This is a genomic window from Pseudarthrobacter sp. fls2-241-R2A-127, assembly GCF_030209355.1.
Taxonomy (GTDB): domain Bacteria; phylum Actinomycetota; class Actinomycetes; order Actinomycetales; family Micrococcaceae; genus Arthrobacter.
Window position 1 is genome coordinate 207802 of the sequence record NZ_JARVSF010000009.1, and the last position, 14702, is coordinate 222503.

Consider the following 14702-nt stretch of genomic DNA (forward strand, 5'->3'; position numbering starts at 1 on the left):
CGTGGCCGTTACTGACAAGCCCGCACCCGGATCCCATCCGGCGGAGCGGCCCCTCATCATGCGCTACGCAGCGCGCTCGGACGTGGGCCGGATCCGTTCCAAGAATGACGACTCCGCCTACGCGGGCCGCCACCTCGCAGTGGTCGCCGATGGCATGGGGGGCCATGCCGGTGGTGACGTCGCCTCCGCCGCCACCGTCCTGGACATGATCCACCTGGACCGGCCGGACTACGGCGACGATGCCGGCACCATCCTCGCCGACGAAATCCAGACCGCCAACTCCCTGCTCTCCGAGCTTGTACACATCAACCCCAAGCTCGCAGGAATGGGCACCACCGTCACAGCCCTCCTGCTGGCCGGGGGAAAGCTGCACTTCGCCCACATTGGCGATTCCCGCGCCTACCGGCTCCGTGACGGCGAATTCAAGCAGATCAGCGTCGACCACACTTTTGTCCAGCGGCTGATCGACGAAGGCCGCCTCCGGCCCGAGGAAGCGGAAACCCACCCGCACAAGAACGTCCTGATGCGTGTCCTGGGCGATGTCGACGCCAGCCCCGAACTGGACCTGGACACCCTGGAAGCACGGCAGGGCGACCGCTGGCTGCTCTGTTCGGACGGCCTGAACTATGTTGCAGGGCATGCCGTGGAACGGACCATCAGGGAAACCAAGGACCTGGGCGAATGCGCTGAAACCCTGGTTGACCTGACCCTTGAGGCCGGTTCCCCGGACAACGTCACGGTGGTGGTGCTGGACATCGTTCCGGAAACGCCCGACGACGTCAGCACGGCCGCCGTCGAGATCATCATGCCGCCGCCGGGCAGCAAGCCCGCTGCCGCGACAGCTGCCGGAGGCGCCACCGCGCCGGCCCCGCCCGCTTCGGACAAAGCCAGGCAGGCGGCCGCCCCCGCGGATACCGGCGCCGGGGACGCCACGGAGGCCTCCACGTCCACTGAGTCCGCCGGCGGCGACGCCACGGACCAGGAGCCAAGTTCCGCTGAACCAAACAGCACGGACCCACACCTGGGCGAACACCTGTCCGCCGAGGTCCTCCGCGACGAACTCGCCTCCCGCCCGCATGAACTGGTGGGTGCAGCTTTCTCCGCCGCGGAGTCGGGATCCATTCCCACGGTGGCCGGCCGCACCGTGGCCAGGCGCGCAGCAACGCTCCTCACCCACAAGGCTGAACCGGCCAGCGACACCGCGGACACCCTTGCTCCGCTTCGTCCCCGCCGCTGGGTTGCGTGGTCCGTTGCGGCTGCCGTGCTGGTGGTAGTGGCGATTGGCCTTTGGCTGGGCTATGCCTGGACGCAGACCCGTTATTACGTGGGCGAGTTCGATTCACGGGTGGCCATCTACAACGGAGTTTCCCAGCGGCTGGGCCCCATCCAGCTGTCCTCCCTCGAAGCCGTCACGGATATCCGGATGGATTCCCTGCCGCCCTTTTCGCAGCAGCGCGTCCGCCAAACGGTGCCGGCCAACGACCTCTACGACGCCCAGCGGATCGTCAAGAACCTGGAGCTGACGGGCAGCACCTCCCCGGAAGAGGAATGCCCCAAGCAGTCCGCATCCGCCACGCCGCCCGCACCAACCGACAGCGCGGCTCCCCCGCCGGCATCGGGAACCCCCGCTCCCGCGCCCGCACCGACGGCACCGTCACCTTCGCCTTCACCCACACCCACCATCACCTGCCAGGGGGCCAAATGAGCCAGGTCAACACCGCCCCCAAGCCACGGCGCAATGTTGAGCTCCTCCTGCTGCTGCTGGCACTGACGGTGGGCATCGGCGCCAACATGCTGGTGGGCGTGGACCAGCAGAAGGCCTTCGATTCCGATTTCTGGTTCCAGTCAAGCCTCCTGGCCGCTGCTTCCCTGGCCTTCCACGGCGTGCTGCGCTTCCGTGCCAAATATGCCGATCCGGTAATACTTCCCTTGGTGGTTGCCCTGAACGGCCTGGGCCTGGCCATGATCCACCGGCTGGACCCTCCCGGCGGCGATACGGGGAACAACCAGCTCCGCTGGACGCTGATCGCCATGGCGGTGGCCATCGCCGTCATCTGGTTCCTCAAGGACCACAGGGTATTGCGCCGGTTCACGTTCATTTCGCTGGCGGCCAGTGCCGTCCTACTGGTGCTTCCGCTGATTCCAGGCATCAGCGCAGGCGAGATCCTCGGCGCCCGCGTATGGATCCGGATCGGTCCCATGACCTTCCAGCCCGGCGAAATCGCAAAGATCACCCTTGCCATCTTCTTCGCCGGTTATCTTTCCTCCAACCGGGACCTCATCCTGCTGGCAGGGCGCAAGGTGGGGCCGATGCAGTTCCCGCGCTTCAAGGACCTCGGCCCCATGATCGCCGCCTGGCTGGTGAGCATCGGCGTCCTCGTCTTCCAGAGCGACCTCGGTTCCTCCGTCCTCTTCTTCGGGCTGTTCATCGTCATGATCTACGTGGCCACCAGCCGGATCAGCTGGGTTGTCATCGGTATGGCACTCCTCCTGGGCGGCGGCCTCATAGCGTCCCAGCTCATCTCCCACGTGGGGCTGCGGATCGACGGCTGGCTGAACGCCTTCACCGACGAGGTCTACGGACGGCAGTACGGCGGCAGCTTCCAAATCGTCGAGGGCCTCTTCGGCATGGCCAACGGCGGCCTTGTGGGAACAGGACTTGGCCAGGGCCGCCCCGACCTGGTGCCCTTCGCCAACAGCGACATGATCATCGCCTCCTTGGGCGAGGAGCTGGGCCTGATTGGACTCTTCGCGGTGGTCCTGATGTACCTGCTGCTGTTCACCCGCGGATTCCGGGCAGCCCTGGGAACCCGGGACGCCTTTGGAAAACTGCTGGCCTGCGGGCTGTCCTTCGCGGTGGCACTCCAGTGCTTCGTGGTGATCGGAGGCGTCACGCGGCTCATCCCGCTGACCGGCCTCACCACGCCGTTCCTGGCTGCGGGAGGCTCGTCGCTGCTGGCCAACTGGATCATTGTCGGGCTGCTCCTGATGATCTCGCATACGGCCCGGGGGCCGGTGGATACCACGCCGCTGCCCCCGTCGGCCGGGTCCGAATCCACAGGCATTGATACTCCTACAGAGGCGGTGAAGCACTCATGAACCAGGCAATCAGGCACTCCTGGGTCGCAGCCATCGCAATGTTCGCGCTGCTCTTCGGCGCCATCAGCTACGTGCAGGTGGTGGGCGCCGACGAACTCAAAGACAACCCGTGGAACAAGCGCGCCATCCTCCAGACCTACTGCAATGACCGGGGGTCGATCATTGTGGGCGGGACTCCGGTGGCGGAGTCAGTGGAGAGCAACTCGGAAACCTGCAAATTCCAGCGCACCTACACCCAGCCTGAGCTGTACGCGGGGCTGACCGGCTATTTCTCCCAGCACTACGGCGCCACCGGGCTGGAGCAGTCCATGGGTTCTGAACTGGCCGGCAACTCGGACCAGCTCTTCCTGGACCGCGTGGGCCAGCTTTTCCTCGGCAACCAGCCCAAGGGCGCGTCGGTGGAACTGACCATCGACCCCCAGATCCAGCAGCTGGCCTACAGCCTCATCCCCGACGGCCAGCGCGGCTCGATCGTGGTCACCAATCCCAAGACCGGCGCCATCCTTGCCATGGCGTCCAAGCCGTCCTACAACCCGAACCTGGTGGCAACGCAGGATCCCACGGCTGAAAGCACCAACATCAACGAACTGGTCAAGGTGCCGGGCATTAACCTGAACCAGAACGTCAGCGGCCCCACCGGCGAGCTGCTCGCCCCGGGATCCGTCTTCAAGCTCGTGGACACGGCGGCCGCGCTTGCCTCGGGGAAGTACAACAAGGACAGCGTGCTGCCCAACCCCGCGGAAATGCCGTTCGACGGCATCCAGTACAAACTGCCCAACTACGCCGGCGGCAACTGCTACACCAAGGACAGCGCGAGCTTCGCCTTCGCGCTGCAGCAGTCCTGCAATACTCCGTTCGCCAGCATCGCCCTGGACCTTGGCCGCGACGCGATCGCCGCGCAGTACAAGAAGTTCGGGTTCGGTGAAGATGTTGGGGGTCTGCTGAAGCTGGGCCACGCAACAGGAAATGGCTTCCCCGACAAACTGGACGCTCCTGGGCTGGCCCAGTCCGCCATCGGCCAGAAGGATGTCCGGGTCACGCCGCTGCAGGTCAACATGATGACGAACGCCATCGCCAACGGCGGGGTCCAGATGGCGCCCAGCCTGGTCAAGACTTTGCGGTCCCCGGACCTGCGCGTCATTGACGAACCACAGCCGGCACAGCTCAGGACGTCCACTACCCCGGAGATCTCCAAGCAAATCACCGACTGGATGACCAGCGTGGTTACTGACGGTATTGCCAAGGGTGCCGCTGTCCCCGGCGTACAGGTCGCCGGCAAGACCGGCACCGCCGAACTCGGAAATGGAACCAACAACTCGTGGTTCACCGGGTTCGCGCCCGCTGACAACCCAAAGGTCAGCGTCACGATCGTCATGGAAGGCGTAGACATCTACGCGGGAGCAAGGCTGACCAGTCCCAACGCGAAGAAGATTTTTGAGGCGGTGTTGAATAAGTGAGGCCTACAACAGGAATCACCCTCGGCGGCAGATTCCAGCTGACCACGCGGATTGCGATCGGCGGCATGGGGGAAGTCTGGAAAGCCAAAGACCTCGTCCTGGGCCGTATTGTCGCCATCAAGGTGCTGAAGGAGGAGTACACCGGTGACCCGGGCTTCCTCCAGCGTTTCCGTGCGGAGGCCCGCCACACCGCCCTCCTGAACCACGTGGGCATCGCCAACGTCTTTGACTACGGGGAAGAAGAGGGCTCGGCCTACCTGGTCATGGAACTGGTCCCCGGGCAGCCGCTGAGCAGCATCATCGAGCACGAGCAGGTGCTGTCCCCGGACCGTACGCTCTCGATCATCGCCCAGACCGCCCGCGCGCTGGCCGTTGCGCACGCCCAGGGGCTGGTCCACCGCGACGTCAAGCCCGGTAACCTCCTGATTACCCCTGACGGACGGGTCAAGGTCACGGACTTCGGGATCGCCCGCCTCGCCGACCAGGTTCCGCTCACCCAGACCGGGCAGGTCATGGGGACGGCGCAATACCTGGCACCGGAGCAGGCCACCGGCCAAACCGCTACCGGTTCCTCGGATATCTACTCCCTTGGCGTCATCGGGTACGAATGCCTCAGCGGGCACCGTCCCTTTACGGGCGAATCACAAATTGCCATCGCACTGGCGCAGGTGAACGATGCTCCGCCACCGCTTTCGGAGACCCTGCCCACGCCCGTGCGCGCCCTGCTGATGTCCATGCTGGCCAAGGATCCCAAGAACCGCCCGGCCAACGCCATCAAGCTGGCCGAAGCCGCGGAAGCCATCCGGAACGGCGACATCAACGCAGCACGCGCCGCCGTGCCGGGCATGCTGCTGTTCGATGCCGGGACCGGACCTATCACCGCTCCCGTGGACACTGCGACAGCACCCACCGGAGTGATCGGCGGGCAGCGTGATTCCGCTCCCACCGCCACCTCGGCGTTGCCGGTCCTCGGCGCCGGGGCCGCCGGTGCCGCGGCGGGGATGGCCGCAGGCGCAGGCGCAGCCGCCGCGGGGGGCCCGCAGGGGCCGCTCGCCCGCACCAACGCCCTGGCGGCTGAGCGGAACTGGGACCAGCAGGAGGAGACGTACGACGACGGCCCCGCCGACGAGCCCCGGCGCAAGGGCCGCAGCCCCTGGACCTGGCCTTTGGTCGCCTTGATCCTGCTGCTCCTGTTTGCCTTGGTGGGTTTCCTGCTGAACCAGGTGGGCCTCTTCTCGCCCGCCGGCAACCCCACCTCCGGCACCAGCAGCAGTGCCAGCACCAGCGCCAGCAGCAGTCCTTCTCCGTCGGCCACCCGCACCACGCCGTCGGCTACTCCCACACAGACCCGCAGCACACCGACCCCCACCCCCACGCCCACCCAGGACACAGTCAACGTGATCCCAGCGGCTTACCTGGGCAAGGATTACCGCCAGGTCCAGTCATCCCTGGCAGGCCTGGGACTCCAGGTGACGGTCCTGCCGCAGGAGAGCACCGCAACACCGGGAACTGTTTTGGAGCTCAACCCCACCGGAACCGTGCCCAAGGGTTCGCTCATCACCGTCATCTACGCCACGGCTCCGAAACCGGCCCCCACCTCGGCGGCCCCGACGCCCGCGCCCACCACCTCGCCGGTGGCGGGACCGACTCCCATCTCACCGCTGCCAACTTGTGCGGCCGGCCAAACGCCCGGAACGCCACCAACCTGTACTCCCTGACCGCCGGGACCACCAGTGAATGAGTCATCACGCACACCGTTGCACCGGGAGGACAACCTCCCGGTGGATAACCGGCGTGTCCTGAGCGGCCGGTACGAGCTGGGCAACCTCATTGGCCGAGGCGGCATGGCCGACGTCTACCGGGGAACCGATACCCGCCTCGGCAGGACGGTGGCCATCAAGCTGCTTCGTCCGGACATGGCCCGGGACCCCCAGTTCCAGGCACGGTTCAAGCGTGAGGCCCAGGCGGTCGCTGCCCTGAACCACCCCGCCATCGTTGCCATCTTCGATACCGGCGAACACCTGGTCCACGATGGCTCAGCCGAGGACGTGCGGGTGCCCTACATCGTGATGGAATTCGTTGAGGGCAAGACGCTGCGCGATATGATCCGCGCCAAGGAATTGACCATCGATCACGCCATCGATTACTGTCTGGGCGTCCTGGGGGCGCTGGAATACAGCCACAAGGCCGGGATCGTCCACCGGGACATCAAACCGGCCAACGTGATGTACTGCCCGGGAACCAATTCGGTGAAGGTGATGGACTTCGGCATTGCCCGGGCCATCGCTGATTCCTCCGCCACCATGACCCAGACCCAGGCCGTGGTCGGCACGGCGCAGTACCTGTCTCCGGAACAGGCCAGGGGCGAGACCGTGGACGCCCGCAGCGATCTCTACTCGGCCGCGTGCCTGCTTTATGAAATGCTGACCTCCCGGCCGCCGTTCGTCGGGGACAGTCCGGTATCCGTGGCGTACCAGCACGTCCGGGAAATTGCCGAGCCACCCAGCAGCCTGAACCCTGATGTTTCCCCCGCCTTGGATACGGTCATCGCCAAGGCCCTGCAGAAGAACCGCGACGACAGGTTCCAGGATGCCGCAGCCTTCCGGCGCGCCCTGCGGGCAGCGAAGGCCGGCGTGGCCATTCCCGCCGTGGCGGCGTCTGAGGCGCCCACGGACCCCCACGACCACGTTCCGGAAGCCCAGCCGCGCACCGAGGCTTTCACGGCAACGGGCGCAAGCTTCCTTGACGACGCTCCCACCGGACGGCTGGCTGCCGCCGGCCTGTACCACGACGCCGGCCCGGCCGGTCCGCTGGAAGTGGCGGACGCGCACACGGCGGCTGAGCCGCTTCCGCTCGGCCTCCCTCCGGAACGTGAGCCCAGCAGGCGGCAGAAGTCTCGTCGTCGTGCGTGGATTGCCACCCTGGTGATCTTCACCCTGCTGGTGCTTGCCGGTGCCGGCCTGTGGCTTTACGAAACGGTCAACCGGCCGGCAACCGTGGCCAAGGTGCAGATTCCGTCGGTGGCGGCCATGACGGAGAGCGCGGCGTTGCAGGCGCTGTACAACGCGAACCTGCGCCCCAAGATCACCAGGATGCAGAACGATACCGTTGCCAAGGGAACGGCCATCGGCACCGACCCGTCGGCGGGGGCGTCAATGGATCCAGGTGCCGAGGTGGTCCTCAACGTCTCCGATGGGCCAAGCGCCGTGAAGATTCCCGACAACCTCCCGGGCAAGACCGAGGCTGCCGCACGGGACATCCTACGCCAGGTGGGCTTGGTGGGTGCTGCGTCGACCACGACGGCCAACAGCGCCACGGTGCCGGCCGGGATTGTCATTACGTCGAATCCGGCCCCGGGGCAGAGCGTCGGCGTGGGCACCAGCGTCGAGCTGGTGGTGTCCACGGGCAAGGTGGTGGTACCGGAACTGCGGGGCCTTTCACGCGAAGAGGCCGAGGCCGCGCTGAAGGCGATCAGCTTGGTGCCCCTGGTGGTCGAGGTGGAGAACTCCCAGGTGGAGCCGGGCAAGGTGACGGATCAAAGCGATCCCGTCAACGCCGCCGTCGAGCAGGGCAAGACCATCACGGTGGTTGTTGCCAAGGCTCCCGCCCCGGCACCGTCGCCAACTCCGACTCCGACCCCCACGGACACGCCAACGCCAAAGCCCACGAAGAAGGGCTGACCCCGCCGCCCGGCCGGCCCGGCTAGTGCTGGATGAGCGGGCTTAGCTTCGCCGCACGCGCGGCGGCGCCCTTCATGCCCAGGGACTCGAGCCAGTTGCCAAGCATCTGGTACCCGCCCTCGGTGAGGACCGATTCGGGATGGAACTGGACGCCGCAGAGCGGTGCGGTCTTGTGCTGCAATCCCATGACCACCCCGGAAGCGGTCTGCGCGGTGACCTCCAGGACATCGGGTATGGATTCCCGGACCGCTGCCAGCGAATGGTAGCGGGTGGCCGTAACGGGGGAGGGGAGGCCGGCGAACACGCTGGTGCCGCTGTGCTCCACCTGCGAGGTCTTGCCGTGCATCAGCTCCGGGGCGTGGGTGACCGTACCGCCGAACGCTTCCGCCAGCGCCTGGTGGCCCAGGCACACGCCGAACATCGGAACATTGTGTTCACCGCACCACTTGATCAGCTCGATGCAGACCCCTGCCTCCGCAGGATTGCCGGGTCCCGGGGAGATCAGGACGCCATCCCGGGCACCGGCAAGTTCTATCGCCTCGGCCAAGGTGACGTCGTCATTGCGGACCACTGTGGTTTCTGCGCCGAGCTCCTGGAGGTAGCCCACCAGGGTATAGACAAAGCTGTCGTAGTTATCCACTACGAGGATCTTGGTTGTGGTCATGGCTGGTCTGCGGAACCAATCGTCGAGTCGGTGAATTGGGTGAAGTGGGACATCCAGGGAAAGAGGAACTGGACCATCAATACCAGGACACTGGCGATCAGTACCAACGAGAAGGCGATCCTCAGCCAGAGCGGGCCGGGGAGGTGGCGGAAAATCCAGGCGTACACGGTCATCCCTTCCCTGTGGCGGCTGCAACCTGTGCCGCGATCTCAGCCGGCGGCCCGGCAGACGCCGGACGCCAACTGTCCAGCAGTGCGTAGGCGATGATGCGTTCTTCGGCGCCGAAGCGGGGGTTGCAGCTGGTCATGGTCAAGTAACTTTCCGTGGGTGCCACACCCGGCTGGGTGGGTACCGGTTCCAGGACGTCGGTGCGGGACGGCAGCACGATCTGGTTGTTACGGAAAACGTAGACATAGTAGCCATCCCTGGTCTGGACGTAGATCTTGTCCCCAGGAACCAACGTGTGGATGTTGTCCAGCACCGCGCCGTGCGTCTGGCGGTGGCCGGCCACGGCAAAGTTGCCGACAGCACCGGGCATGGCCGTGTTGGTGTAATGGCCCAGCCCCAGGGTGTCCAGCACGTCCTGGCTGGTCCCCTGAACGATCGGACGGGTGTAGGTGGCACCGAACCGGGGGATGTACATGATGCCGATCGTGCCGGCGTGGCCCGGGGCAGTTCCTACGACGGGTTTTCCGAAGCTGTCACCACCGGCCGGCGGCGTAGCTGCTGCCGTTGCTGCCGGGGAGGGCGGGGCGGTGCTGAGGTCCTGGGCGAATTCCTTGATGACCTGGCTCTGTTTGGCGTCGGATTCGACATTGGTCCACCACAGCTGCCACGCCACAAAGAGCAGGAGGATGATGCCGGCCGTGATCAGCAGTTCGCCGATGACCTGGATGATTCCACGCATCAGGGAGCCACGGGGGGCGGGCGGGGCCACGGGGCCGGCCTTCTCCTGCAATACCACGCATTCTCCTCCGGGCGTCCACCCCAGGCACCGGGTGCCCATCAACTGCGGCTAGAATTGGCTGCTAGTAAGAATCCAGATTTGACCAAGATCGCGCTGACCGCTGGCAATTTCCTTCCTGCAGGATATCAAGCCCGGGCCGCCGAGCTTGCCCAGCCTGCCAAGGAGAGCCAGTGCCCGAGTCGAAACCTCGCAAGAAGACCGCCAGCACCGCCCAGCCGGCTTCCACTGAGGCCTACAAGCCCAACCCGGTGTGGTTCAAACCGGTGATGTTCGGGCTCATGATCATTGGCCTCTTCTGGATCATCACGTTCTACATCAGTGAGGGACGATTCCCGGTCCAGGCGTGGCAGTCGTGGAACATCGTGGCGGGCTTCGGCATTGCCATCGTGGGCTTCCTGATGACCACCCGCTGGCGTTCCTGACGGGTTCGTACTTCTTCCGAGGAGGATCCCGCTGTCTCCCGACTCCGCCGGTGTAATCATTGGCGACGACGGCCTGGCCCGGCCCGCGTGGGCATCAACCGATCCGTTGATGCGCGCCTACTACGACCAGGAGTGGGGGCTGCCCGTCACTGACGAGCAAGGCCTCTATGAACGCATCTGCCTTGAGGGATTCCAGGCCGGGCTCTCCTGGGCCACCATCCTGCGGAAGCGTCCCGGCTTTCGTGCCGCCTTTGCCGGGTTCGATCCCGACGTTGTGGCCTTGTTCGGTGATGCGGACGTGGAGCGGCTCATGCAGGATCCGGGCATCATCCGGAACCGGCTGAAGATCCATGCCGCCGTCAAGAACGCCCGGGCCACCTTGGAGCTCCGGAACGACGGCGGGCTGGTTGATTTTGTCTGGAGTTTCCGCCCGGCGAGCACCCCTCGTCCCCGCGTGGCCGCGGATATCCCCACCCAGTCGGCGGAGTCGGTGGCGTTGTCCAAGGCACTGCGAAAGCGGGGCTTCTCGTTCGTTGGCCCCACCACTATGTTCGCCCTGATGGAAGCCGTGGGAATAGTGGACACGCACCTTCTGGCGAGCCACCGGCGGGGTTCCTCCGGGATCTGGACCGACTAGCCCTGCACCGGCGGCTTCAGCTGTCCCCAGCTGTTGGCAAGGTTATCCACAGTGTGGATAACCTCGGCCGCACCCTTGAACCGCGGCCTCCTTCTGCGCCCTGCCGTCCTGCCGGGCAGAAATTTGCCCGGCAGATGTGGTTATTAACAGTGTGGAATACCTGTGGATAACCGGTGATCCAGCCAAGCCCGTGCTACGGACGGCTGCGCCTGACAGGGTGGTGGCTGGTGATCGACACCCGGTTGAAGGCATTCATGGTCACGGCCACCCAGCTCACCGCGGAAAATTCATCGGCCGTGAGGCACTGCCGCGCATACGCTTCGTCCCTTTCCCGCGCCTCCTGCCCGGGAAGTTCCGTAATGCTTTCCACCAACGCCAGTGCGGCGCGTTCCTTGTCCGTGAACAAGGCCGTCTCCCGCCATGCGGGCAGCAACGCGAGCCGTTGGGAAGTTTCGCCTGCCTCCGTGGCCTTCCGTACGTGCAGGTCCAGGCAATAGGCGCAGCCGTTGATCTGGGAGATCCGCACGTTGAGGAGCTCCAGCAACCCCGGCCCCAGTCCGGCGGCCTCCGCTGCTTCCTGAACCTTCAGTCCAAGGCCGCTGATCGCCCTCCAGAGGGCAGGGTGCTGCTTGTCCAGGTACAGGTGCTCGGTGACGCTCACGGGAGTCCTTCTTGGTCGAACGGCTGGGCAGGGAACCATCATAGGCGGAGGAACGGAGGGGTCCGACGACCCCGGTTATGCACTTAACAACATCCGGATACCCACAAGTTATCCACAACTGTGGGTAACGGCGTGGAAATCACGGCCTCTGTGCCCCTCTGACCTAGTCCTGCGGTAATTCCCGTGCCGGAAACTACAGGGCTGTTACTTATTAACAGTGTGCATAACGCTGTCGATAAGTGCCTGAAACGCCCCTCGTGGGGTCTCTCCCCGGCGCTTTTGGGGGTATTATCCACACGGGGCCCTTCGATGAGCCGTTTATCCACTTACGCACACCCCTGTCCCCACAGGTTATCCACAGATGTGGAGAAACCCGGGTATCTTGGACCCTGAGGGGAACTGAGGGCCAAGGGACGGGAAACAGCATCTGAACTACACCGATGTAAGTTACCAACACTGTGGATAAGGCCTGTGGAAAACAGAAATGCCCGGCACCATAGGTGCCGGGCATTCAAGGTGACGGAGGAAAACCGTGGGGGCTACAGGGTGACCCGCGCCCACGCCAGGGCCACAAGCAGGACCACGACCGCGGCCAGCCCTGCAGCCTGGATCAGGCCCTGCCGGGGTCCCCGCGGAGTGTAAACGAGGACGGCTGCGGACAGGCCGCCGGTTATCAGTCCGCCCAGGTGCGCCTGCCAGGCGATCTCGGGGACCAGGAATCCAATGACTCCGTTGATGGCGATCAGCACCCACAACTGGCGGGTATCGCCTCCCCGCTGGCGCTGCACCAGCAGCATGGCACCGAAGAGGCCGAAGATCGCTCCGGATGCCCCCACCACCCCAAACAGTTGCTGGCCGGGAACGTAGAGCGGGGTGAGCAGGAGGTACCCCTCTGAACCGCCGAATGCCGAGACAAGGAACAGCGCCAGGAACCGAACCCGGCCAAGCACTGGTTCCAGGGCCTGGCCAAAGATCCACAGCGTGTACATATTGAGCAGGATGTGGAGGAGGTTGTCCGGCGAGTGCAGGAATGCCGAGGTGAGCATCCGCCATGGTTCGAACTCGCCGTACTTCGGTTCCGCGTAGATGTTGGCAAAGGCCAGAGCCTGATAGACGCCTTGATTGGGGACGATGAACTGCAGGACCTGGAGGATCGCGCAGACCGCAATGATGGCGAATGTCACCATCGGCCTTCCGGTGGCCACGGCCCCGCCGTAGACCGTCCTTACGTCGGGCGTGGTCCGTCGCGTTTCGTTGACGCAGTCAACGCACTGGAATCCGACGGCGGCCGCCCGCTGGCAGTCCGGGCACGCCGGGCGGCCGCAGCGCTGGCAGCGCACATAGGAGGGCCGGTCCGGGTGCCGGGGGCAGACCGGAACCTGCGCGGACGGCTCGGCCGACGGAATTCCGTAACTCATGCTGTGGTGTTAGAGCTGTTCGATGTCGATGCTGTTGATGGTGACATCCTCTACCGGCCGGTCGCCCATGCCGGTGCGGACACCCTCGATAGCGTCGACGACCTTCTTGGAGTCCTCGTCCGCCACTTCACCGAAGATGGTGTGCTTGCCCTGCAGCCAGTCCGTGGGAATGGTGGTGATGAAGAACTGGGAACCGTTGGTGCCCTTGCCCATCTGGATGCCGGCGTTGGCCATGGCGAGCTTGTAGGGCTGGTTGAAGCTCAGTTCCGGGTGGATCTCGTCATCGAAGCGGTAGCCGGGGCCACCGGTTCCGCGGCCCAGGGGATCGCCGGCCTGGACCATGAAGTCCTTGATGATGCGGTGGAAGATGGTTCCGTTGTACAGCGGAGTGCCGGTCTTGTCCTCGCCGGTTTCCGGGTGGGTCCACGCCTGCTCGCCGGTGGCAAGGCCTACGAAGTTCTTGACCGTCTTGGGCGCGTGGTTGCCGAAGAGGTTAACTACGATGTCGCCGAGGCTGGTGTGGATGGTTGCTTTTGCAGTTGCGATGGCAGTCATAAGCCTCATTCTTCCATGTCCCCTATGGGCGGCAACGGCTCCGGCAGCAGTTCCGCGCTGGGTGAAATCAGCCAAAAATCCGCAGAGTGAATAGCCCGGGGTGATCCGGGCACGTAGGCTAGCGACAGAACCGTCACATTAATCGGGAGGTAGTTGTGAAGAAATCGGATCGTATTGCCCGTGACCTTGAGCAGTCGGTCACCAGTGCGGTGGAAAATGCCAAGGATTGGGCGGCCCCCCGGGTGGAAGCAGCGGTGGATTGGGCTGTTCCCCGGCTCCAGCACAGCCTGGATACCGCATCTCCCAAAATCCAGGAAGGCCTGAAGACGGCGGCGCATAACCTGGCCGACGGCGTTGCCACAGTGACGCCCAGGATCCAGGATGGTCTGGCCCAGCTGGCGCCCAAGATCAACGATGTGGTGGAAAACGCGTCGCCCAAGCTGCACGATGCCCTGGACAAGGCCACTCCGGTGGTCCTGAATGCACGTGACCGCGTGGTGGTGGACTACCTGCCCAAGCTCTCCGATCAGATCGGTGTGGCTTCGGACGCCGTGCACCGCACCCTTGAGGGTGCACCTGCCCGGGTCGACGCCGTCGCCCAGAAACTCGGCGATGCGGGAATCGTGCATGCCATCCAGGAGCAGGCGCAGGCGACGGGTACGCAGCTGAAGGCCGCCGCAACCGAAGCCGGCCGCACGGTGGGTATCCAGCTGTCCCAGCCCGAGCCCAAGAAGAAGCGCGGCTGGTTGGTCTTTGGCGTAATTGCCGCCGCAGTGGCCGCCGGAGTTGCCGCATGGAAGGCTTCCAAGCCCGTGGAGGACCCCTGGAAGACTCCATCGCCGGTGACCCCCACGCCTGCTCCGGTGCCTGCCACCACCGTCAGCGAGGTCAAGGAGCACGTTGCGGACGCCGCCGGTAAGGCTGCAGACGCCGCAGGTTCCGCAGCCGCCGCCGTCGCAGACAAGGCAGCGGACGTCGCGGAGACGGTCAAGGACACGGCTGCAGACGCCGCTGACAAGGCCAAGCACGTGGCTGACGACGCTGCGGATGATGCATCCGCTGCGGCAACGGACGCCAAGACGGCCACCAAGAACATCGCGTCCAACATCGGCAACGACGGCAAGGGAACCACCCAGGCCTAG

The 14702-nt window shown here is 65.1% G+C and carries 14 protein-coding genes; 8 read left to right on the forward strand and 6 right to left on the reverse strand.

Going from position 1 to position 14702, the window contains the following annotated elements; translation table 11 throughout:
• The first annotated feature begins 1 nt into the window (after position 1).
• The 5 genes from QRN53_RS07640 to pknB are packed head-to-tail and all read left to right on the forward strand — an operon-like array spanning position 2 to position 8236.
• Entirely contained in the window at positions 2-1705 is a 1704-nt protein-coding gene (locus QRN53_RS07640; protein ID WP_502934829.1) for a PP2C family protein-serine/threonine phosphatase, read from the forward strand.
• A complete protein-coding gene (locus QRN53_RS07645; RefSeq protein ID WP_285243414.1) occupies positions 1702-3099 on the forward strand; it encodes an FtsW/RodA/SpoVE family cell cycle protein in 1398 nt (465 codons plus the stop codon). The genes QRN53_RS07640 and QRN53_RS07645 overlap by 4 nt, the downstream gene beginning before the upstream one ends.
• Positions 3096-4556 carry a peptidoglycan D,D-transpeptidase FtsI family protein gene (locus tag QRN53_RS07650; RefSeq protein ID WP_285243415.1) on the forward strand — a complete coding sequence of 487 codons (1461 nt, stop codon included), beginning with the start codon at positions 3096-3098 and terminating at the stop codon, positions 4554-4556. Before QRN53_RS07645 ends, QRN53_RS07650 begins: the two co-directional genes overlap by 4 nt.
• Positions 4553-6274 (forward strand): serine/threonine-protein kinase, encoded by a 1722-nt coding sequence (locus tag QRN53_RS07655; protein WP_285243416.1) that lies wholly within the window; start codon positions 4553-4555, stop codon positions 6272-6274. Before QRN53_RS07650 ends, QRN53_RS07655 begins: the two co-directional genes overlap by 4 nt.
• 15 nt (positions 6275-6289) lie before the next feature.
• Positions 6290-8236 carry a Stk1 family PASTA domain-containing Ser/Thr kinase gene (gene pknB, locus QRN53_RS07660; RefSeq protein ID WP_285243417.1) on the forward strand — a complete coding sequence of 649 codons (1947 nt, stop codon included), beginning with the start codon at positions 6290-6292 and terminating at the stop codon, positions 8234-8236.
• A gap of 22 nt (positions 8237-8258) precedes the next feature.
• Here pknB and QRN53_RS07665 read toward each other — a convergent pair whose 3' ends face one another.
• From QRN53_RS07665 to QRN53_RS07675, 3 genes are read right to left on the reverse strand one after another with little or no spacing between them, the layout of a single operon-like run.
• Entirely contained in the window at positions 8259-8900 is a 642-nt protein-coding gene (locus QRN53_RS07665) for an aminodeoxychorismate/anthranilate synthase component II (protein ID WP_285243418.1), read from the reverse strand.
• Complete coding sequence (locus tag QRN53_RS07670) at positions 8897-9073, reverse strand: hypothetical protein (RefSeq protein ID WP_285243520.1); 177 nt, start codon at positions 9071-9073, stop codon at positions 8897-8899. The genes QRN53_RS07665 and QRN53_RS07670 overlap by 4 nt, the downstream gene beginning before the upstream one ends.
• Positions 9070-9864: a class E sortase gene (locus QRN53_RS07675; RefSeq protein WP_285243419.1), complete on the reverse strand. Its 795-nt coding sequence runs from the start codon at positions 9862-9864 to the stop codon at positions 9070-9072. Before QRN53_RS07675 ends, QRN53_RS07670 begins: the two co-directional genes overlap by 4 nt.
• A gap of 173 nt (positions 9865-10037) precedes the next feature.
• Between QRN53_RS07675 and QRN53_RS07680 the strand changes: the two genes are divergently transcribed.
• Both QRN53_RS07680 and QRN53_RS07685 read left to right on the forward strand, forming a co-directional pair.
• Entirely contained in the window at positions 10038-10289 is a 252-nt protein-coding gene (locus QRN53_RS07680) for a cell division protein CrgA (protein ID WP_285243420.1), read from the forward strand.
• A 31-nt stretch (positions 10290-10320) separates the two neighbouring features.
• The gene (locus tag QRN53_RS07685) at positions 10321-10926 is read left to right on the forward strand and encodes a DNA-3-methyladenine glycosylase I (RefSeq protein WP_285243517.1); all 606 of its coding nucleotides are present in this window, start codon (positions 10321-10323) and stop codon (positions 10924-10926) included.
• 193 nt (positions 10927-11119) lie between these two features.
• On the opposite strand, the gene QRN53_RS07690 is transcribed toward QRN53_RS07685, so the two are convergent.
• The 3 genes from QRN53_RS07690 to QRN53_RS07700 form a co-directional block, all read right to left on the reverse strand.
• A complete protein-coding gene (locus tag QRN53_RS07690; RefSeq protein WP_285243421.1) occupies positions 11120-11587 on the reverse strand; it encodes a carboxymuconolactone decarboxylase family protein in 468 nt (155 codons plus the stop codon).
• 539 nt (positions 11588-12126) lie between these two features.
• Positions 12127-13005, reverse strand: coding sequence for a rhomboid family intramembrane serine protease (locus QRN53_RS07695; protein ID WP_285243422.1), 879 nt, complete (start codon positions 13003-13005; stop codon positions 12127-12129).
• A 9-nt stretch (positions 13006-13014) separates the two neighbouring features.
• The gene (locus QRN53_RS07700) at positions 13015-13560 is read right to left on the reverse strand and encodes a peptidylprolyl isomerase (protein ID WP_285243423.1); all 546 of its coding nucleotides are present in this window, start codon (positions 13558-13560) and stop codon (positions 13015-13017) included.
• A 155-nt stretch (positions 13561-13715) separates the two neighbouring features.
• Between QRN53_RS07700 and QRN53_RS07705 the strand changes: the two genes are divergently transcribed.
• On the forward strand, positions 13716-14702 hold the full coding sequence (locus tag QRN53_RS07705; protein WP_285243424.1) for a hypothetical protein: 987 nt from the start codon (positions 13716-13718) through the stop codon (positions 14700-14702).